We start from the raw sequence: 19,935 nt of genomic DNA on the forward strand, positions 1-19,935 counted from the left end.
GAGATATTCATGGAACTTTCGGATATACTTCATAATTTGAAGATACAGGAACTCACTCCGATGCAGGAGGCGGCTAAAGAAGCCTATCAATCAGCCAAAGATTTAGTGCTTCTTTCGCCTACCGGTTCGGGTAAGACACTGGCTTTTCTCCTTCCACTGGTACAGACCTTGAAAGCGGAGATACAAGGTGTGCAGGCCCTTATATTGGTACCTTCCCGCGAACTGGCTTTGCAGATAGAAACCGTGTTCAAGTCCATGGGGACTCCCTTCAAGGCTATGAGTTGTTATGGTGGACGTCCTGCCATGGAAGAACACCGGACAATGAAAGGCATTCATCCCGCCGTCATTATCGGTACTCCGGGACGTATGAACGACCATTTGAGGAAAGAGAATTTCAATGCCGCCACTGTTGTCACTCTGGTGATAGATGAATTCGACAAGTGTCTTGAGTTCGGCTTCCATGACGAGATGGCGGAGGTTATCGGACAGCTTCCCTCACTGAAAAAGCGTGTGCTTCTCTCGGCCACCGATGCAGAGGAAATACCGCAATTCGCCGGAGTAGGAGGTGATACCCCCTCTTCCGGCTCCCGGCTCATGAAGCTTGATTTTCTTGCTCCGGAAGCTCTTGCTCCGCGTCTGCGGCTGCACAAGGTTGTTTCTCCGGAGAAGGACAAACTGGAGACCCTCTATAACCTGCTTTGTACCCTCGGCTATCATTCCACCTTGGTATTCTGCAATTATCGTGAAAGCGTGGAGCGTGTTGCCGGGTACCTGCAAGCCAGGAAGTTCCCTTGCGACATGTTCCATGGCGGTATGGATCAGCCCGACCGCGAACGTGCGCTTTACAAGTTCCGCAATGGCAGTTGCGCCGTACTGATATCTACAGACCTTGCCGCCCGCGGACTTGACATCCCGGGTATAGACAATGTGGTGCATTACCATCTGCCCATAAACGAGGAAGCTTATACACACCGTAATGGACGTACCGCCCGCTGGGAGGCATCGGGAAATGCGTATCTTGTCCTGCATGCCGAGGAGCGGGTACCCGAGTATATCTCTGAAGACATCGCAATGTACGAGTTTCCGGAGGCGCTTCCCAAACCGGCCAAGCCCCGATGGGCTACCTTATATATAGGTAAAGGGAAAAAGGATAAGTTGAATAAGATAGATATTGTCGGCTTCTTGTATAAAAAAGGAGAGATGGCGCGTGAAGATGTCGGGCAGGTGGACGTAAAGGAACACTATGCCTTTGTAGCCGTGCGCCGCAGTAAAATGAAACAATTGTTGACGCTGGTACGCGGTGAAAAAATCAAGGGAATGAAAACTGTTATAGAGGAAGCAAAGTGATTTATCTTATAAATATTCATTTTATTTGCGTTTATTCTTTTGAATATGAAGTAATGAAACCGCCTTGCTTTTAGTTTCTCTAAAAGTATTATCCTTGATAAGTAAAGATAACAAAATGGTGTATATATCTTGTATAAACCATTAAAAAGTAAGCTAAATGCGGCTTAAAAATAGAATTTCATCAGGAAAGGTTTGTTTTGAAGAAATATTTCCGTAATTTCGCAAAGTCGAAAGACATTAATGAACGAAATTGTATAACCAAAACAAACTTCAAATGAAAAAGCATAATTTCAATGCAGGACCTTCTATCCTTCCTCGTGAGGTGATTGAGAATACGGCACAAGCTATTCTTGATTTCAATGGCTCAGGCCTCTCACTGATGGAAATCAGCCACCGTGCCAAAGACTTCCAACCCGTTGTGGACGAAGCTGTGGCATTATTCAAAGAATTGCTCAATATCCCCGAAGGATATTCGGTACTGTTCTTGGGCGGTGGTGCCAGTTTGGAATTCTGCATGGTACCCTTCAACTTCCTTGAAAAGAAAGCTGCTTACCTGAATACGGGTGTATGGGCCAAAAAAGCCATGAAAGAAGCTAAGGCATTCGGTGAAGTAGTTGAAGTCGCTTCTTCCGCTGAATCTACTTATACTTATATTCCGAAGGACTATACAGTGCCTGCTGATGCAGACTATTTCCACATCACTACCAACAATACAATCTACGGTACGGAACTGAAAGAGGATTTGGACGTAAACGTCCCGATGGTGGCGGATATGTCTTCTGATATTTTCTCCCGTCCTATCGACGTATCCAAATATATCTGTATCTATGGTGGTGCACAGAAGAATCTGGCTCCTTCCGGTGTTACATTCGTCATCGTGAAGAATGACGCGCTGGGTAAGGTATCCCGCTATATTCCGACCATGCTGAACTATCAGACGCATGTGGATAGCGGCTCTATGTTCAATACTCCTCCCGTTGTCCCCATCTATGCAGCCCTGCAGACATTGCGCTGGATTAAGGCAGAGGGTGGCGTGAAGGAAATGGAACGCCGTGCCATCGAAAAGGCCGATATGCTGTATGCTGAAATTGACCGTAACAAAATGTTTGTGGGTACGGCTGCCAAAGAAGACCGTTCACGCATGAACATCTGCTTTGTGATGGCTCCCGAATACAAGGAACTGGAAGCTGACTTCCTGAAGTTCGCTACCGAAAGAGGTATGGTAGGTATCAAGGGACACCGTTCTGTAGGCGGATTCCGTGCATCCTGCTACAATGCCATGCCAAAGGAAAGCGTGCAGGCTTTGATTGACTGCATGCAGGAATTTGAGAAACTTCATTAATAATATTGTTTTTCACCACAGATTACACAGATTTGCACAGATTGTTTTTATGATTAAACTCTGTGATAATCTGTGTCATCTGTGGTGAGTCTTTTTAATATCATGAAATTATGAAAGTATTAGTTGCAACAGACAAACCGTTTGCCAAAGTGGCAGTAGACGGTATTCGTAAAGAAATAGAAGCAGCAGGTTACGAACTCGTGCTGCTGGAGAAATATGGTGAAAAAGCCAAGCTGCTGGAGGCTGTGAAAGATGCCAACGCTATCATTATCCGCAGTGACATCATTGATGCCGAAGTGCTGGATGCCGCCAAGGAACTGAAGATTGTGGTGCGTGCCGGTGCCGGTTATGACAATGTGGACCTGGAAGCAGCTACTGCCCACAATGTATGTGTAATGAATACTCCGGGACAGAACTCCAATGCTGTGGCCGAGTTGGCTTTCGGCTTGATGGTGATGGCTGTCCGTAATATGTATAACGGTACTTCCGGTACTGAACTGATGGGCAAGAAACTGGGTATCCACGCTTATGGTAACGTGGGTCGCAACGTAGCCCGTATTGCCAAAGGTTTCGGTATGAAGATTTATGCGTTCGATGCTTTCTGTCCGAAAGAAGTAATCGAGAAGGATGGAGTGAAGGCTGTGGATTCTGCCGAAGAACTTTACTCTGCTTGCGACGTCGTTTCCCTGCATATCCCTGCAACTGCCGAAACGAAGAATTCCATCAATTATGCATTGGTGAACAAAATGCCGAAAGGTGGCCTGCTGGTGAACACAGCCCGTAAGGAAGTCATCAATGAAGCCGAGCTTATCCAGCTGATGGAAGAGCGTACCGACTTGAAATACATGACCGACATTATGCCTGCTGCCAATGAAACATTTGCAGCCAAGTTTGCCGGACGTTATTTCTCTACACCGAAAAAGATGGGGGCCCAGACTGCCGAAGCCAATATCAACGCAGGTATTGCCGCTGCCAAGCAGATTGTAGGCTTCCTGAAAGACGGTTGCGAGAAGTTCCGCGTAAACAAGAAATGAGATGAATAGTAAGACTATTCTCAATAATCCATATAAAACACACCCTTATGGCTATAATAAAACCCTTTAAGGGGATTCGTCCCCCTCAGGATTTGGTGGAACAAGTAGCGTCCCGTCCTTACGACGTATTGAATTCTGCAGAAGCACGTGCAGAAGCGGAAGGTAATGAGAAGTCCTTATATCATATCATCAAGCCAGAAATAGATTTTCCCGTCGGTACGGATGAACATGACGAACGTGTTTATCGGAAAGCTGCAGAGAACTTTCGTATGTTCCAAGAGAAAGGCTGGCTGGTGCAAGATGATAAAGAAAACTATTACGTCTATGCCCAGACCATGAACGGCAAGACACAGTACGGTCTTGTTGTTGGTGCCTATGTTCCCGATTATATGAACGGCGTTATCAAGAAACACGAGTTGACTCGTCGTGACAAAGAAGAGGACCGTATGAAACATGTTCGGGTGAACAATGCCAATATTGAACCCGTGTTCTTTGCCTATCCCGATAATGCTGCGCTGGATGCCATCATTTCCCGTTATACAGCCGGGAAACCGGTATACGACTTTATCGCTCCGGGTGACGGTTTCGGTCATACCTTCTGGATTATAGACAAGCAGGAGGACATTGATGCCATTACCCAAGAGTTTGCCCAAATGCCCGCCCTCTACATTGCCGATGGGCATCATCGCAGCGCCGCTGCCGCTTTGGTGGGTGCAGAGAAAGCCAAGCAAAACCCCAATCACCGTGGTGACGAAGAGTACAATTACTTCATGGCCGTGTGCTTCCCTGCCAACCAGTTGACTATTATTGACTATAACCGGGTGGTGAAGGACTTGAACGGCATGACTCCCGAAGAGTTCCTGGCCGCTGTGGGCAAGAATTTCATCGTGGAGGAGAAAGGTGAGGACATCTATAAGCCGTCCGGACTGCATAACTTTTCCCTCTATCTGGACGGAAAGTGGTACAGCCTTACTGCCAAACCGGGTACTTATAATGATAACGACCCCATTGGTGTACTGGATGTAACCATCTCCTCCAATCTGATACTGGATGAAGTGCTTGGCATCAAAGACCTCCGTTCCGACAAGCGTATCGACTTTGTAGGTGGCATCCGTGGTTTGGAAGAGTTGAAGAAGCGGGTGGACAGCGGTGAGATGAAAGTGGCATTGGCCCTCTATCCCGTTTCCATGAAGCAGCTGATGGACATCGCCGATACGGGCAACATCATGCCTCCCAAGACAACTTGGTTTGAGCCGAAGTTGCGTTCGGGGTTGGTGATTCATAAACTGGACTAAATGAATTGATATAAACTGAAACGGGGATGTCTTCCACTAAAAGACATCCCCTTTTTTTTCGGATTAAAACAGAATAATAAGGTTATTATGTAGAAAATGCCGACCTTTGCCGAAAAATTGAGAGTATACAATGAAGGTATTGATTCTTAACGGTAGTCCCCGCCGTCATGGCAACATGTCGAAAATGTTGGAGCTGATGAAGCAGGAACTTGAAGGTTGTGGAGCTGAGACTGTTTATATAGACGTTCCGCGGTTGCAGGTACATCCCTGCATCGGTTGCATGAAGTGTCGCAGTTCATTGAAGTGTTGTCTGCCCGAGGATGGGGCACAGAGAGTGTTGCAGTCTATGAAGGAAGTCGATGCACTGATAATCGGTGCTCCTTGCTATTGGGGAAACATGCCGGGAGAAGTGAAAGTGCTTTTCGACCGTATGGTTTACGGCATGATGGGGGAGAACTCCTGGGGAATGCCTCTTCCGCTTCATAAGGGTAAGAAAGCGATTGTGGTAAGCACTTGTACTACCCCTTATCCTTTCAATATTCTCTATAATCAGACGCACGGTGTGGTGAAAGCTTTCAGGGAGATTCTGAAATGGAGTGGTTTCAAGATTGTGAAAACCATTGAGAGGGGAGGTACTAAGAAGCATCCTGAGCTGACGGAAAAGGATATGCGGAACTGCAAGAAAGCAGTGCACAAATTATTGTAAAGTATTGAAAAAGTCAATATGAGTAGAAAAGAAGAATATAAATTGCAGAACGAACAGTTTCTGGAGCAGTTGCGTACGGCAGAAGGAATCAAGGAATTGCCTTGCGGCATACTTTATCGGGTATTGGAGGAAGGCAGAGACGGTCCGACACCACGTCTCAACAGTGTAGTATCTGTGCATTATAAAGGCACGCTTATCAATGGGCGTGAGTTCGATAATTCGTGGAAACGGAATTGTCCGGAGGCTTTTCGTCTGAATGAAGTGATTGAGGGCTGGCAGATTGCCTTGCTACGAATGCATCCCGGAAGTCGTTGGATTGTATATATCCCTTACACCATGGGATACGGTACACGTACCAGTGGACCCATTCCGGCGTATTCCACACTGATATTTGAAGTGGAATTACTAAATATCTCGTGACACTGCTGAACAATTTGCTTTTTTATCTTGTTCTCATATAAGAATTTAGAAAAACTCAATAGGTATGAATATAGATAAGAAAGCAGGGCATATTGACCCGAAAGTAGCATTGTCCCAGGCAGAACATGAAAAGGGAACAGTACCCGGACAACAGATTGGCCTTTACGGTAATGCAGACAAGAGAGATGTTCGTCAGGTCGTAAAGATTCTGAATCCTGACAAAAACAGTATGGAGAGCAGAGGTTAACCCTCTGCTTTTTTTATTACATGCCTCTTTCTTCGTCGAGTCCAGATGATTTGTTGGAGGGTTTTGTATCTTTGTACCCGGAAATGAAACTCTTAAAAACAAAAGCAGGATGCTACGGAAAGGAGACCTCACTCAGGGAGGCATAACCGGTACTTTATTACGTTTTACCCTACCCATGATGGTAGGGTCTTTTTTGCAGCAATGCTACAACATTGCAGATACGCTCATTGTAGGCCAATGCATTGGTGCAGGGGCGTTGGCGGCGGTCGGTTCGGCATACACATTGATGGTTTTCCTTATATCCGTTTTGCTGGGACTGGCGATGGGCAGTGGCACTGTGTTCTCTTTACATTATGGTGCCGGAAACCATGTAGCACTGCGTCGTAGCATATTCAGTTCGTTTGTACTGATAGGTATCGTGACACTGATACTGAATGTAGCCGTTTTTATCTGGCTCGATCCTATTCTCCGGCTGTTGCAGGTTCCGCAAGACATATACGGCATGATGCGCAGCTACTTGTGGATAATCTTCTGCGGTATAGTTTTCACTTTTATCTATAACTTCTACGCATCTCTGCTGCGTGCAGTAGGGGATTCTGTCATTCCGCTTTGGTTTCTGGCAGTTTCTGTCGTTCTGAATATAGCGCTCGACTTGTTTTTTATCCTACAACTGGATTGGGGAATTCAGGGTGCGGCTGCGGCCACTGTTCTCGCTCAAGGAGTAGCTGCTCTGGGTATCATCATTTATACTTACAGAAGGCGTCCGGAACTGCGATGGCATCATGAAGACATGTGTTTTGACCGTACTTGCTTGAAGGAAATAGCTTCCTTCTCTACACTGACTTGCATCCAACAGTCGGTGATGAATCTGGGAATCCTGATGGTACAGGGACTTGTCAACAGCTTTGGAACAGCGGTAATGGCAGCTTTTGCGGCAGCTGTGAAGATTGACTCTTTCGCCTATATGCCCGTGCAGGAATTTGGGAACGCCTTTTCCACCTTTATTGCACAGAACTTTGGGGCAGCACGTTACGACCGTATCCGCCGGGGTGTTTGCAGTGCATTTGTCACGACTGTTGTTTTTTCGCTCCTTGTGTCCGTATTGGTTTTCATCTTTGCCAAACCGTTGATGCTTATCTTTGTCCGTCCGGACGAAACGGAGATTATTGCGGTGGGAGTGGCGTACCTACGCATCGAAGGTGCTTTCTACTGTGGCATCGGCATCTTGTTTTTGCTGTACGGATACTACCGGGCCATCCGTATGCCGGGCATGTCTGTTGTGCTGACCGTGCTGTCGCTGGGCACCCGTGTCGTTCTTTCTTACTGGCTTGCTTCGATACCTGAGATTGGGGTGACGGGCATCTGGTGGTCCATTCCCATCGGCTGGCTGATTGCCGACGTGGTCGGTATCTGGTGCTATCGGTATGTTAAAGGAGTTAGAGGGAGTTAAAAGAAAATCCGGCAAATTTGCTCCACTGTCCTTCGGATATTTTCTTGAGCAAATTCAGGCTGCATGGCCTGCTCTAAAGAGATGGGAGAGGGGGTAATGGAGAATACGCCCCGGAATCCAGCTGCATTCAGTATCCCGGCATCCTCTATCGCTCCTGCCAGCAGGATGACGGGAATATGTTGCCTCTTTGCTTCCTGCAAGATGCCCGAAGGTACTTTTCCCATAAGAGTCTGCCGGTCCGATTTCCCTTCTCCGGTGATGAGGAGATCGGCATCCTTAATCTTTTCTGCAAAGTCCAGAGTTTCCAAAAGAAGCTCTATGCCGGGTTTCAACTGTGCATCCAGAAATGCGTGGAGACCGCCCCCCATACCGCCTGCCGCACCGGCACCGGGATGCAAGGATACGTCTTTGCCGGTAGTGCGGAATATGACGTCCGAAAGATGCTGCATAGCAACATCCAGTTCCTTCACCATATCCGCGTCTGCTCCTTTTTGGGGAGCAAATACGTGGGCTGCTCCATTGGGACCGAAGAAAGGATTGCGTACATCACACGCCGCCGTGAAACATGCCTTTTTCAGTGTGGGATGGGCAGAAGAGCTGTCTATGGAGCTGATTTCCGATAGAAGGGCACCGCATAGGGCGATGCCTTTTTCCATGCTTCCCACTTCGTGTCCTTCTTTATCGAAGAAACGGAATCCCAATGCTTGCAGCATTCCCAGACCGGCATCGTTCGTGGCGCTCCCTCCAAGTCCGATGACGAAACGGAGGCATCCCCGTTCCAAGGCATCGCGTATCAGTTCACCCGTTCCGAAGGTGGTGGTTTTCATCGGATTCCTTTTGTCGGCAGGAACCAGTGGCAGGCCGCTGATGGCAGCCATTTCTACGAATGCGGTATTGCCGTCTCCGGAGATGCCGTAACTGGCATCGCACGGTTGCATCAACGGGTCGTGGGCACGGACGGTAATACGTTTTCCGTTACTGGCTGCAAGCAGGACGTCGAGCATGCCTTCTCCACCGTCGGCCACGGGGAGCACCATGGTCCGACATTCGGGACATGCGGCATGTACCCCTTGGGCGGTAGCTTCTCCTGCTTCTGCCGAGGTGAGGCAGCCTTTAAAGGAATCAAGGGCAATTACTATCTTTTTCATAAATACGTTTTTTATAGTTTCGTCATGCTTCGGATGACAAGTTGTACAATTACAAAGGTATATACAAAATTTCATTTCTTTTTCATGCAAGCATGAAAGTTCTGTCTTCAGTTTGCATTATCTTTGCAGCATGAGCGAAGATACGTATAAAACCATCGTTGCCCTTTCCGAGGGCATTTACACTGAAAAGCGCAGCAAGTTCATTGCTATTGCCCTGCCGGTGCGTACAGTAGAGGAGGTGAAGGCGCATCTGGAAACTTACCAGAAGAAATACTACGACGCCCGCCACGTGTGCTATGCCTACATGCTGGGCCATGAGCGGAAGGACTTCCGTGCCAACGACAACGGGGAGCCTTCGGGCACGGCAGGCAAGCCGATTCTGGGACAAATCAATTCCAACGAACTGACGGATATTCTCGTCATCGTAGTGCGCTACTTCGGCGGTATCAAGTTGGGTACGAGTGGACTGATTGTAGCCTATAAGGCTGCTGCCGCCGAAGCCATTGCCGCTGCCACCATCATTGAAAAGACGGTAGATGAGGAGGTGACTTTCCTCTTCGAATACCCCTTCATGAACGATGTGATGCGGGTGGTGAAGGAGGAGGAGCCGGAAATTCTGGAACAGTCGTATGATATGGACTGCCGTATGACGCTCCGCATCCGTCAGTCCATGATGCCGAAGTTGCGGGCACGGTTGGAGAAAGTAGAAACATTAAGGTTTGAATAATATAACAAATGGGATAAGGGCCCCTTTTAATAGGGAAATTGTTTGTTTCCTTTAACGGAACGAGTTGTTTTGTCCTTCGGAACAGACTGTTTTCTTTGCGGAAACGGCATCACTCCTTATGAAAGGCTGACTCCCTCCTTTAAACAAAAGAAAGTTTATGGCATTTAGTGCAACAAAAAGAGAACTGGGTGAGCTCTACACCTTCTTTCGCCTGCTGGCGGATGGAGCCGTGTCATTGGGTACACCGAAAGCAGAAAAAGACGAAACCCTGCGCTGGCCCGTTGCCTTGATACAGAGGGAAGAGCATGACGGTACGCGCCGTTACTATATCGAAGCGCAGGAAGTGCGCATTGTCAGCGGAACTACCGGGAAGGACGGTTCGTTTGTTCCGGGCGAGAAGGAGGAACTGTGTTTCCCCCGCGAAGACTTTGGTGATGCGGCAGAGTTGGTTCTGCATCTGTTGAAGAACGTTTCGGGCGAGGAAGTGGAAGTGTCCGAAGGTTTGGAAGCCTTTTTGGATGCTGTCAACATCTTCGACCTGGAAGCAAAGACGGAGGACCGTACCGACTTCTCCGTTGCCTTCTGGCATCCCGAAGCACCTCTGACGGGCTTCAATGTCCGTTGTCGTCTCGCCCCGATGAATCCGTTGCTGGACGGAGGGCGCACGGCGAATCTGAAGCTGGAGCAAAGCGGTGTCAAGTTTGCCGTGCCCACGGTGAACAAGGTGAATGCCCTGCCGGAATCTCCTACGGAAGTGGCAGAACGCATGATGATGATTGAGCGACTGGGTGGCGTGCTGAAGTATGCCGACGTTGCCGACCGCGTATTCCGCTGCAACCTGCTGATGATAGACCTCCACTTCCCCCGCATGCTTGCCGAGATGGTGCGCTTGATGCACTTGGACGGCATTACCCGCATCAGCGAATTGACGGAGCGCATCAAGGAGATGAATCCGCTGAAGATAAAAGACGAGTTGATAAACAAGCACCGCTTCTACGAGTTCAAGATGAAGCAGTTCCTGCTGGCACTTGCCCTCGGCATGCGCCCTGCCAAAATTTATAACGGTACGGACTCTGCCGTCGAAGGCATCTTCCTGACGGACGGCAACGGGCAGATACTCTGCTACCACAAATCCCGTCCGCAAGTCTTTGCAGACTTCCTTTATCAGAACACGCGTTTGGAGAAAGGTGCCGTAGAGAAAGATAAATACGGCTTCTTGGAGCGCGAGAACGGCGTCTGGTACTTCAAGCTGAATGTGAAGATTGGACTGGTGAAACGATGAAACAGCCCTACTGAATACGCACCGATTTGCATTATCAATAATCAACTATCAATTCTCAATTAAACAAATGAACGAGACATTACAAACTATCAAGGCACGCCGTAGCGTCCGTGCCTATATGGAACAGCAGGTTTCCGCAGAAGATTTGAATCTTATCCTTGAGGCGGCTACTTATGCCCCCAACGGTATGCATTTGGAGACGTGGCACTTCACTGCCATTCAGAATAAGGAAGTACTGAAAGAGTTGAATGATAAAATCAAAGGCGCCTTTGCCAAGAGTGACGACCCTCATACACGGGAACGTGGACATAGCCAGACTTATTGCTGCTACTATCATGCCCCCACGCTGGTCATTGTCTCCAACGAGCCTACCCAATGGTGGGCTGCTATGGATTGCGCTTGCGCTCTGGAGAATATTTTTCTTGCCGCCAAGTCCCTCGGCATTGGTTCCTGCTGGATTAACCAATTGAGGCAGACGTGCGACGACCCCGATGTCCGCGCTTTCTTGACAAAGCTGGGTGTACCCGAAAATCATAAGGTATATGGCTGCGCAGCCCTGGGATATGCCTCTGCGGATGCTCCGGTGAAAGAGAAGAAGGTGAAGGAAGGGACGCTGACCATCATCCGCTAAGAAAAGATACCCGCAGGAGAGGTGGCGGTCAGGTAATTAATCATACATGAAGCAACATAAAGTATAATTCCGTCACTCTCCGTTGGGCTTCCTCTTCATAGAGGAAATGGGTTATCGCTGCATATTAATGATGCCGCTGTCCGTATCACTGTTGTTCAGCCCCTTGTTGCCTGCCTTGTGCTTGCGTCCGAACTCGAATGTATAGCCCATGCGCAGTACGACCATCTGTCCCGTCTCCCTGACGAATGTTTCGGAACGGAAAGGAGCCACTTCACTGATTCTTTCTTTTCCCACCTTATAGTTATTGGTGAAAGGAAACATAATACCGATTCCTGCTTGAAGGTTACGCCGGGTGTACATTGCCATGAATGCCGTCTGGTTTTCGTTCTTCTTGATGGTTTCGCCGAAGAAATTGTTCTGCACTTTCCGGAACTGCCCGAGTAGCGAGAAGTCTTTATATTGCACTTGCGCCATCACGCTGTAATAGAATTCATCGTACATATGGCTATAGTTCAAACCTTCCGACCAACTGCGCGTATATCCTCCCGAAGCATAAAGCGTCAGGAAATCTTTCAGTCCGAACAGTGTAGCGCCATTTATGCCGGCCATCAGTTCCGTATTCAGGCTTTGGAACGACCGCTGGTTTTCATCCTTCAGTATCAGTTTGCCGTCCTCCACGAAGATGCTTTCCATGATGGGATTGTCATAATACTGGTGGCGCACGCTCAGATTGGCGTTGAACTGTTTCTTCGAATAGCTGTAAGACAAGGAGTTCGTGAACTGTTGATACGTTTTCAGCAACGGGTTGCCGCGGACTATCTGTATCGTATCCATCGCCTGCTCCACATCCGTCAGCGAACCGAGTGACGGTATGGCAGGACTGATGTTGAACCGGTAGCGCAGGAATCCCGCCTTCTTCAGATTATAGCTCAACCGCACGGTGGGCGTGAAGGTATAGTAGGCATGGTCTTCCTCACTCTCCTTGAACCAGGCGCGCGTCATGCCTACGCTGCCCGCATAGCTGAAGTCCTTTACCTTGCCCTGCACCTCGAAGAAAGCGGATGTCTGCGACTGGTCCATCTTCGAAGTGGTAGGGTTGGAACCTTTATACTCATTCTCTGTCCGCATCTGATAGTGGCGGGCACCGCCGCTCAGCTTCACCTCCTTGAAGCTCTTTTCATAAATGGCTTCGCCGATGACGGAGCGCTTGTCGCCGTCCACTAATGTCTGAATATCTGCCAGCGGTACGTTCTCGTCCTTGTACTCTTTGTATTTCCGGTTGTTCTTGGTATGGATGAGCGTTCCCGTCACATTCATCTGGATGCTCTGCTGATGGGGCAGGGTATGCTGGAAGTAAAGGTCGAGCGCCGGAGAGTAGCTGGATGTGTGGTTGTTGACGTACGAATAGATGGACTCCGTGCTGCCCACTGCCCACATCTTGTTCAGTTCATTTTGGTAGGGGGCATTGCTGAGGTTGTTACGGAAGATGGCATTGAATACATATTTGTCCGCTTTCGTCAGATTGTACGTCAGATTCAGGTTGTTGATGAAGCTCAGAGAGGGCGACTCGTCTTCGATGCCTTCCTTGATGCGGTCGATGGTGCGGTCGCCCAGATAGAAGGTTTCGTGGGATTCGAGGCGGCTGTGATACTTGCCGTTCTTGTTGAAGTAGTCGATGCCCCATTCGGAGTTCTTGTAATTGAACTTCGCGCTCAGGAAATTCTCTCCCCATAGGGTGTGGGGCGAATCGGAGAGTTGGAAGTTCACAACACCGCCCGTTTCGCGGCGGCGCAGGATAATGTTGACTACGGCGCCCAGTTCATCGTCTCCGTACTGCTTGCCGGGGTCTTCGATGAACTCCACACGCAGTACGTCTTTGGCTCTGACGGCCGCTATCTCCTTGTCTGTCACTTTAATGCCGTTGATACGGGTTTGTACGGCCCCACCACCGCTGACGCTCATGCTGTTGCTCAGATTGTCCACTTGCAGACGGGCAATGCCGAGATTGTTCAGCAGGTCGTAGGCACCGAACGAGCGTTTCAGCTGGCTTTCGGAAGGCAGGATAATTTGCCGGTCTACCCGCTGCAGCACATTGCTGGCGGATACCGTCACTTCACCGAGGCTCACAGCATCTTCCTGCAACTGTACATCGCCCAGGTCGAGGCTTTTATTCAGTTTCAGCAGTATATTTTCACTTTGGAGGCCGATGAAGGAGATGGAAAGGCGGTAATCGCCTGCCTTGATTTTATGGAGGGCGAACTTGCCTTGTGCATCCGAGGTTACTCCGGTCACCAAAGTAGAGTCTATGGTCCATAATGACACATTGGCGGCTATAACTGCCTCTTGCGAGGCGTCCGTGACGCGTCCTTTGATGGAGAGGCTCTGTGCCTGCGTACGGAGTACGGAGAGGGCAAGCAATAGTAAAAAAAGTTGGTTTTTCATAATCGTTTGTATTAGTCTGTTACTGTTGGATAGGGATGCAAAAGCCACTCCTTCCGTTAAGGAAAGATGTTGAGGCTTGTATATCAGTTGTTTATACTTTCCTCGTCTGTCCGATGAAAGTTAGGAATGCATGAAGGAATAAATCTCGTACATCAGTGTCGAAACTTTGACAATCGTAAGTCCGAAGAGGAGTCCGAAGGTAATCCATAATGCAGTCTTTGCGTATCTCTTCATGAACCGTCTTTTTTAAGTTTGTTATATCGTTCTGTTATTTCTTCTATACTGATGCCGAGTAGCTCCATGCTGCGGAACATGTCGGCAAGCTGGTTGTCAAAAAACTCTTTCTTCTGTATTCGCATCACTTTCTTCACCGCATCTTTGGAGAGGTAGAACCCCATTCCCCGTTCCGGGTAGATGATGTCCTCCGTCTGGAGGTATTCATAGGCCTTCAACACGGTGCGCGAGTTCACTGCCAGTTGTGTGGAGAGCTCCCTCACGGATACCACCCGCTCTTCCGCCCGCCATTCGCGGGTGAGAATCTTGCTGAAACAGAAGTCTACAATCTGCTGGTATATCGGCTTGTTGGTCTTGAAGTCCATAGGCTACAGTTGTTTTTCTTTGAGCAGGAAGTAGCTCGATACCCATGAACCGAGCAGCACACTGATGGGAGCCGCATAATTGCAGAAAGTCACAATGGCTTGTGCACCGGCCGACAACGGATAGTTGGTGTTGGGCCATGTGGCAATGTTATCCATCCAGTATCCGTCCGCTCTGGCTTCGGGCATGAGGGAGGCCACAAAAGTTACAATTCCTATGCAGACGGCAATGGAGCCTACAAAGATGGTGAAACTTTTCAGCAGGACTTGCCGACTGAAGGCGAAGTAGCCGATGAAGGCGGAAGCATGCAGGATTACATAGGTCAGTATCTGGGTGTTGTGTATCCGGAACATCGTGATGTGCGTTGCGAAATACTGCAGGAACTCGCTGCCGCTTAAGGACAGCAGACCTTTGAGGCAGGCTATCAGCAGGCTGCAGAATAGGGGAAGCAGCAGCAGGTATTTTATCCAGATATGCAGGAACTTCTCGAATGCCGATGCCGGCAGCAGTATATCGAGAGTGGAGCTGCGTTTGCTGAATTTTGTTTCCAGCAGGCAGGGGGCCATGAGGATAAAACATAGTACGTAGCGGGAGAATTCGGTGGCAGAGGTATGTTTGCCGTAGTAACTTCCACCGCGGTTTATGTCGTAGAGAATGCACAGGATGCAGATGAACGATACGACGGCTGCCGACCAAAGCAGGTGCCTGCCGGTCTCATTCCTTTTATATTGTTCCAGTAGCAGGAAGCGTTTCAGATTAAAAGTTGCGTTCATAGTTCTGTTTGTATGATGGATTTTCATTGAAACATGCTCTTTATCTTTTCCGGTTGTTGCAGCACCGCTTTATACAGCAGATCGATGTCCGGTGTGTTCTCTTCTCCGTCCTCGTTGGGGAGAATGGAGAAATGGCCCGACAAGTCTTGTTCGCTGTAGATGCTTTCTGCCGGCAGAATGTCCGTACGGGCAAAGAGAAGCCGGTTACTGATTTCGTCCAGCGAACGGTTCAGTAATATTTCGCCTTTGCCAAGGATGACGAGATGGTCCAGCAGATTCTCGAAGTCGTGCGCCTGATGGGTGGAGATGAGCAGCGTGCTTTCATCGTCCATGCTGCGGCTGATGATACGTTTCAAGGCTTGGCGGGAAGTGATGTCCAGCCCGTTTGTCGGTTCGTCGAGCAGGATGTATGGAGTATGCAGGGCAAAGGCGTATGCCAGCATTGCCTTCTTCTGTTGTCCGTAGGAGACGGAAGAGAGTTTTTGTTTCCGGTCGATTTTCAATTCTTCCAGGTTCAGCTCGAATTCTTCTTGATTGAAATGTGGATAGAATACGGAATGGCGTGCAGCGAAGCTGGCGATACTCTCGGTTGGCATCTGCAACTCTTCGGGCAGGAAGAAGTAACGGTTCAACCCTTCGGGCTGTCTCTCCGCCGTGTTTCTTCCGTCTATACTGCACTTTCCGTTTTTGGGGAAGAGTAGTCCGCAGATGAGATGCATCAGCGTCGTTTTGCCTACACCGTTTTCCCCCAGAAGTCCATATATACCGTTTCCTATTTCCAAAGATATATTGTTGAAAATAAGTGGATTGGACTTGTAACCGTAGCTTGTGTTCTCTATCGTTATCATAACTTTATTGGTGTTGTACTGATGTACAACACTGCAAACGTAGGGTAAGTTATGGAGAAAAGCAAGGGGGAGAGATGCTTATTAACTTCTTTTAGCGGTTGTGCGCTTGCCGTTTGCTTACAGCATCTTCACCAGTATGTCCCATACAGCCACCATGTGGCAGGCTGAACCGCCCAATACAAAGAAATGGAAAACCGAATGCATGTACCGTGCCTTGCGCAAGGAGTAGAAGGCAGCTCCCGTGATGTAGCATACCCCCTCGGCAATAATCCAGTAGCAGGCTGTGGGGGAGAGGGCGAAAAGCTGCTTGAATACTACCAGTACGGACAGCCCCATCAAGATGTAGCACACTGTTTCCACGTAACTGTGCTCCTCCATCTTGCGGAAGCTGACAACAGTGCCGATAATGGCGCATAGCCAGACGAAGCCGAACAGTCCCCAGCCCCAACCGCCGTCCTCTCTCAATGCAATGAGTGTGATGGGGGAATAACTGCCTGCAATGTGCCAATAGATGGCTGCATGGTCCCAATGCCGCAAGCGTCGTTTCCACGGATTATGATGTTTCAGGGAGTGGTAGAGTGTGGAGGCAAGATAGGAGCCGCCCATACCGAACAGATAGAGCCATACACCGAATGCTGCCCAAAGATTCTGTGCTTGGTAGCATTTTATCAGGAATAGTGTACTTACAATTACTCCCATGGCAATGCCGATGCCATGGGAGATGGAATTGATGGTTTCTTCTTTTTTACTATAAAATAGTCCGTTACGCTTTCTTTTCATCAGTCGAAGCATCCATAGCATGTGGGCAACAGTTTACGGTCTCCCAACGTGTTGTCTACACGTGCCACGTTCACCCAGAACTTGTTTTCGCGCACGCTTTCTATCGGGTAGGCTGCCTTTTGGCGGGTATAGCTGTGCCCCCATGTGTCGGCTACCACTTCGTATTCGGGATGCGGGGCATTCACTAGCACGTTGTCTGTCTTGTCGGCTTCGCCGTTCTTCACCTCTTGAATCTCGTCCCAGATGGTCAGCATCACCTGCACGAAGTTATCCAGTTCGGCAAGGCTTTCGCTCTCCGTCGGTTCAATCATCAGCGTGCCGTGTACCGGGAAGGAGAGGGTGGGGGCATGATAGCCGTAGTCCATCAGACGTTTGGCGATGTCGTTTTCACTGATGCCCGTCTCTTCGTGCACCTTGCGGCATTCCAATATCATTTCGTGTCCTACGAAGCCGGTAGCACCGTGGTAAACGATGCCGTACGTATCCTTGAGGCTGGCTGCCAGGTAGTTGGCGCTGAGGATAGCTATCTTCGTGGCACGCGTCAGTCCTTCCGTTCCCATCATGCGGATGTAGCCATAAGTGATGGGCAGGATACCTGCGCTGCCGAAGGGAGCTCCGGACACCTGGTTGGCTGCATTGCCGAACAATTTGTGTCCCGGAAGGAACGGAACCAGATGCTCTGCTACGCAGATGGGGCCTACGCCCGGTCCGCCGCCGCCGTGAGGAGAGGCGAACGTTTTGTGCAGATTCAAGTGGCAGACGTCCGCACCGATAAAGCCGGGATTCGTCAAGCCTACTTGGGCATTCATATTGGCGCCGTCCATATATACCTGCGCACCGCAGGCATGTATGATGTGGCAGATTTCCACAATTTCCGTTTCAAAGATACCGTGTGTGGAAGGGTAGGTAATCATCAGGGCGGCGAGGTCATCCTTGTTTTCTTCCGCTTTGGCACGCAGGTCGGCCATATCCACATTGCCTTGTGCGTCGCAGGCGCAGGTCACGGTGGTAAAGCCTGCCTGGATGGCAGAAGCCGGGTTGGTGCCGTGTGCGGATGCCGGTATCAGCACCTTATTGCGGTGTCCTTGCCCGATGCTTTCCAGATAGGCGCGGATGACGCGGAGTCCGGCATATTCGCCTGCCGCACCGGAGTTGGGTTGCAGGCTGACGCCGGCAAAGCCGGTAATTATCTTCAGTTCTTCACTGAGGTTGCTTATCAGTTCGCGGTAACCTTCGGCCTGGTCTTCGGGCACCAGGGGATGCATGTTCATGAATTCCGGACGGCTGAGCGGAAGCATCTCTGCGGCAGCGTTCAGCTTCATGGTGCACGAGCCGAGGGAAATCATGGAGTGTGCCAGTGAGATGTCCTTGCGGTCGAGACGCTTGATGTAGCGCATCATCTCCGTTTCCGTATGGTATTTGTTGAATACTTCATGTGTCAAATAGGCGCTTTGGCGTTTCATCTCCGCGCTGATGCTGCTTGCCATGGGTACGTCGCTTGCCTTTTCCCAATCCCTTCCGGCGGCAATGGCAAAGATGGAGAGCAGTACGTTGACGGCAGTGATGTCCGTAGTCTCATCGATGCTCATACCTACGTCCCCATTCTTGAAATAACGCAGGTTCACTTCCTTGCTCAAGGCGATGGTACGTATCTGCTGTGCCGAAATGGTGTCGGGCAGTGCAAAGCGGAGCGTGTCGAAATATTGTGCATTGACCTGCTTGTACCCCAGTCTGTTGATACTTTCTTCCAGAAATACGGCAATGCTGTGGATGCGTTCTGCAATGGTGCGGATGCCTTCCGGACCATGATATACGGCATAGAAGCCTGCCATTGTAGCCAGCAGTGCCTGTGCGGTACAGATGTTGGAAGTCGCCTTTTCACGCTTGATGTGTTGCTCGCGGGTTTGCAGCGCCATGCGGTAGCACAACTTGCCGTATTTGTCTTTCGACCAGCCGATGATGCGTCCCGGCATATTGCGCTTGTACTCGTCGCGGGTGGCAAAGTAGGCTGCCGACGGCCCGCCGTAGAACATCGGTGTACCGAGCCGTTGTGTGGTTCCGAAGACGATGTCAGCCCCCCATTCTCCCGGAGGGGTGAGCAGGGCGAGGCTCAGAATGTCGGCGGCAACAGCCACTTTGCAGTTGGCTGCATGGGCTTTTTCCACGAAGGCGCGATAATCTTCCACGTTGCCGGCGGCGTTGGGATATTGCAGTACGCAGGCGAAGATGTCCGGCGTGAATTCCATTTCATGGTATTTTCCTATACGCAGCTCGATACCTTGCGGAATGGCGCGGGTAGTCATTACTGCCAGTGTCTGCGGGAAGACGGCTTCGTCTACAAATACCACGTTGGCGCCCGATTTCTGTATGTCGCGCGGACGCAGGGCATACATCATCGTCACGGCTTCGGCTGCGGCAGTCGCTTCGTCCAGCAGGGAGCAGTTGGCAAGGGGCATGCCGGTGAGGTCGCATACGGCAGTCTGGAAGTTCATCAAGGCTTCCAGGCGTCCTTGTGAGACTTCGGTCTGATAGGGGGTATAGGAAGTGTACCAAACGGGGTTCTCGAATACATTCCGTTGGATAACGGCAGGAGTGATGGTGTTGTACCATCCCATACCGATATAGGTTGTGTAAAGTTTGTTTTTGGCAGCCAGCCCTGCAATATGTTGTCCGAATTCGTACTCTGTCATTGTCTTGGGCAGAGCCAGCGGTTCTTTCAAGCGGATGTTGGCAGGAATGGTTTTATCAATCAGCTCGTCCAGGCTTTTCACTCCTATTTTTTGGAGCATCTTCTCCTCGTCTTTTTCGCTGATGCCGATGTGGCGGTAGGCCAATAGGTCGTTTTTCATGGCTGTAATGATTTAAA

At 49.7% G+C, this 19,935-nt stretch carries 18 protein-coding genes; 11 read left to right on the forward strand and 7 right to left on the reverse strand.

Annotated features, from left to right (window positions below; genetic code table 11):
• Window positions 1-9 precede the first annotated feature (9 nt).
• The 8 genes from ITJ87_RS10890 to ITJ87_RS10925 all read left to right on the forward strand — a co-directional run bounded on the left by ITJ87_RS10890 (window position 10) and on the right by ITJ87_RS10925 (window position 7,841).
• The gene (locus ITJ87_RS10890; protein ID WP_117964490.1) at window positions 10-1,347 is read left to right on the forward strand and encodes a DEAD/DEAH box helicase; all 1,338 of its coding nucleotides are present in this window, start codon (window positions 10-12) and stop codon (window positions 1,345-1,347) included.
• A 274-nt stretch (window positions 1,348-1,621) separates the two neighbouring features.
• Window positions 1,622-2,689 (forward strand): 3-phosphoserine/phosphohydroxythreonine transaminase, encoded by a 1,068-nt coding sequence (gene serC, locus ITJ87_RS10895; protein ID WP_005828105.1) that lies wholly within the window; start codon window positions 1,622-1,624, stop codon window positions 2,687-2,689.
• 110 nt (window positions 2,690-2,799) lie between these two features.
• The gene (locus ITJ87_RS10900) at window positions 2,800-3,723 is read left to right on the forward strand and encodes an NAD(P)-dependent oxidoreductase (protein ID WP_117964489.1); all 924 of its coding nucleotides are present in this window, start codon (window positions 2,800-2,802) and stop codon (window positions 3,721-3,723) included.
• A 47-nt stretch (window positions 3,724-3,770) separates the two neighbouring features.
• Entirely contained in the window at window positions 3,771-5,018 is a 1,248-nt protein-coding gene (locus ITJ87_RS10905) for a DUF1015 domain-containing protein (RefSeq protein WP_009036888.1), read from the forward strand.
• Between the two features lie 130 nt (window positions 5,019-5,148).
• A complete protein-coding gene (locus ITJ87_RS10910; protein WP_117964488.1) occupies window positions 5,149-5,724 on the forward strand; it encodes a flavodoxin family protein in 576 nt (191 codons plus the stop codon).
• Window positions 5,725-5,742: 18 nt separating this feature from the next.
• Window positions 5,743-6,144 carry an FKBP-type peptidyl-prolyl cis-trans isomerase gene (locus tag ITJ87_RS10915; protein WP_008663162.1) on the forward strand — a complete coding sequence of 134 codons (402 nt, stop codon included), beginning with the start codon at window positions 5,743-5,745 and terminating at the stop codon, window positions 6,142-6,144.
• A 64-nt stretch (window positions 6,145-6,208) separates the two neighbouring features.
• Window positions 6,209-6,391: a hypothetical protein gene (locus ITJ87_RS10920; protein ID WP_005828120.1), complete on the forward strand. Its 183-nt coding sequence runs from the start codon at window positions 6,209-6,211 to the stop codon at window positions 6,389-6,391.
• Window positions 6,392-6,500: 109 nt separating this feature from the next.
• A complete protein-coding gene (locus tag ITJ87_RS10925; RefSeq protein WP_117964487.1) occupies window positions 6,501-7,841 on the forward strand; it encodes an MATE family efflux transporter in 1,341 nt (446 codons plus the stop codon).
• On the opposite strand, the gene ITJ87_RS10930 is transcribed toward ITJ87_RS10925, so the two are convergent.
• A complete protein-coding gene (locus tag ITJ87_RS10930) occupies window positions 7,838-8,989 on the reverse strand; it encodes a glycerate kinase (RefSeq protein WP_117964486.1) in 1,152 nt (383 codons plus the stop codon). The two genes, ITJ87_RS10925 and ITJ87_RS10930, sit on opposite strands and share 4 nt — an antisense overlap.
• Window positions 8,990-9,119: 130 nt before the next feature.
• On the opposite strand from ITJ87_RS10930, the gene ITJ87_RS10935 reads away from it, so the two are divergent.
• From ITJ87_RS10935 to ITJ87_RS10945, 3 genes are all read left to right on the forward strand, one after another.
• Complete coding sequence (locus ITJ87_RS10935; RefSeq protein ID WP_117964485.1) at window positions 9,120-9,716, forward strand: YigZ family protein; 597 nt, start codon at window positions 9,120-9,122, stop codon at window positions 9,714-9,716.
• A 157-nt stretch (window positions 9,717-9,873) separates the two neighbouring features.
• A complete protein-coding gene (locus ITJ87_RS10940; protein ID WP_117964484.1) occupies window positions 9,874-10,998 on the forward strand; it encodes an HpaII family restriction endonuclease in 1,125 nt (374 codons plus the stop codon).
• 67 nt (window positions 10,999-11,065) lie between these two features.
• On the forward strand, window positions 11,066-11,629 hold the full coding sequence (locus ITJ87_RS10945) for a nitroreductase (protein ID WP_117964483.1): 564 nt from the start codon (window positions 11,066-11,068) through the stop codon (window positions 11,627-11,629).
• Between the two features lie 111 nt (window positions 11,630-11,740).
• Here the strand turns inward: ITJ87_RS10945 and ITJ87_RS10950 are convergent, their stop codons facing one another.
• The 6 genes from ITJ87_RS10950 to gcvP form a co-directional block, all read right to left on the reverse strand.
• Entirely contained in the window at window positions 11,741-14,071 is a 2,331-nt protein-coding gene (locus ITJ87_RS10950) for a TonB-dependent receptor (RefSeq protein ID WP_117600577.1), read from the reverse strand.
• A gap of 230 nt (window positions 14,072-14,301) precedes the next feature.
• Window positions 14,302-14,670 (reverse strand): GntR family transcriptional regulator, encoded by a 369-nt coding sequence (locus ITJ87_RS10955; RefSeq protein ID WP_009036896.1) that lies wholly within the window; start codon window positions 14,668-14,670, stop codon window positions 14,302-14,304.
• A gap of 3 nt (window positions 14,671-14,673) precedes the next feature.
• Entirely contained in the window at window positions 14,674-15,468 is a 795-nt protein-coding gene (locus tag ITJ87_RS10960; RefSeq protein ID WP_117964482.1) for a hypothetical protein, read from the reverse strand.
• On the reverse strand, window positions 15,465-16,289 hold the full coding sequence (locus ITJ87_RS10965; RefSeq protein ID WP_117964481.1) for an ABC transporter ATP-binding protein: 825 nt from the start codon (window positions 16,287-16,289) through the stop codon (window positions 15,465-15,467). Before ITJ87_RS10965 ends, ITJ87_RS10960 begins: the two co-directional genes overlap by 4 nt.
• Window positions 16,290-16,406: 117 nt before the next feature.
• Complete coding sequence (locus tag ITJ87_RS10970; RefSeq protein WP_226791145.1) at window positions 16,407-17,069, reverse strand: hemolysin III family protein; 663 nt, start codon at window positions 17,067-17,069, stop codon at window positions 16,407-16,409.
• Window positions 17,069-19,918: an aminomethyl-transferring glycine dehydrogenase gene (gcvP, locus tag ITJ87_RS10975; protein WP_117964480.1), complete on the reverse strand. Its 2,850-nt coding sequence runs from the start codon at window positions 19,916-19,918 to the stop codon at window positions 17,069-17,071. Before gcvP ends, ITJ87_RS10970 begins: the two co-directional genes overlap by 1 nt.
• Window positions 19,919-19,935: the final 17 nt, after the last annotated feature.

It is taken from the genome of Bacteroides sp. HF-162 (assembly GCF_015679285.1).
Taxonomy (GTDB): domain Bacteria; phylum Bacteroidota; class Bacteroidia; order Bacteroidales; family Bacteroidaceae; genus Bacteroides; species Bacteroides uniformis.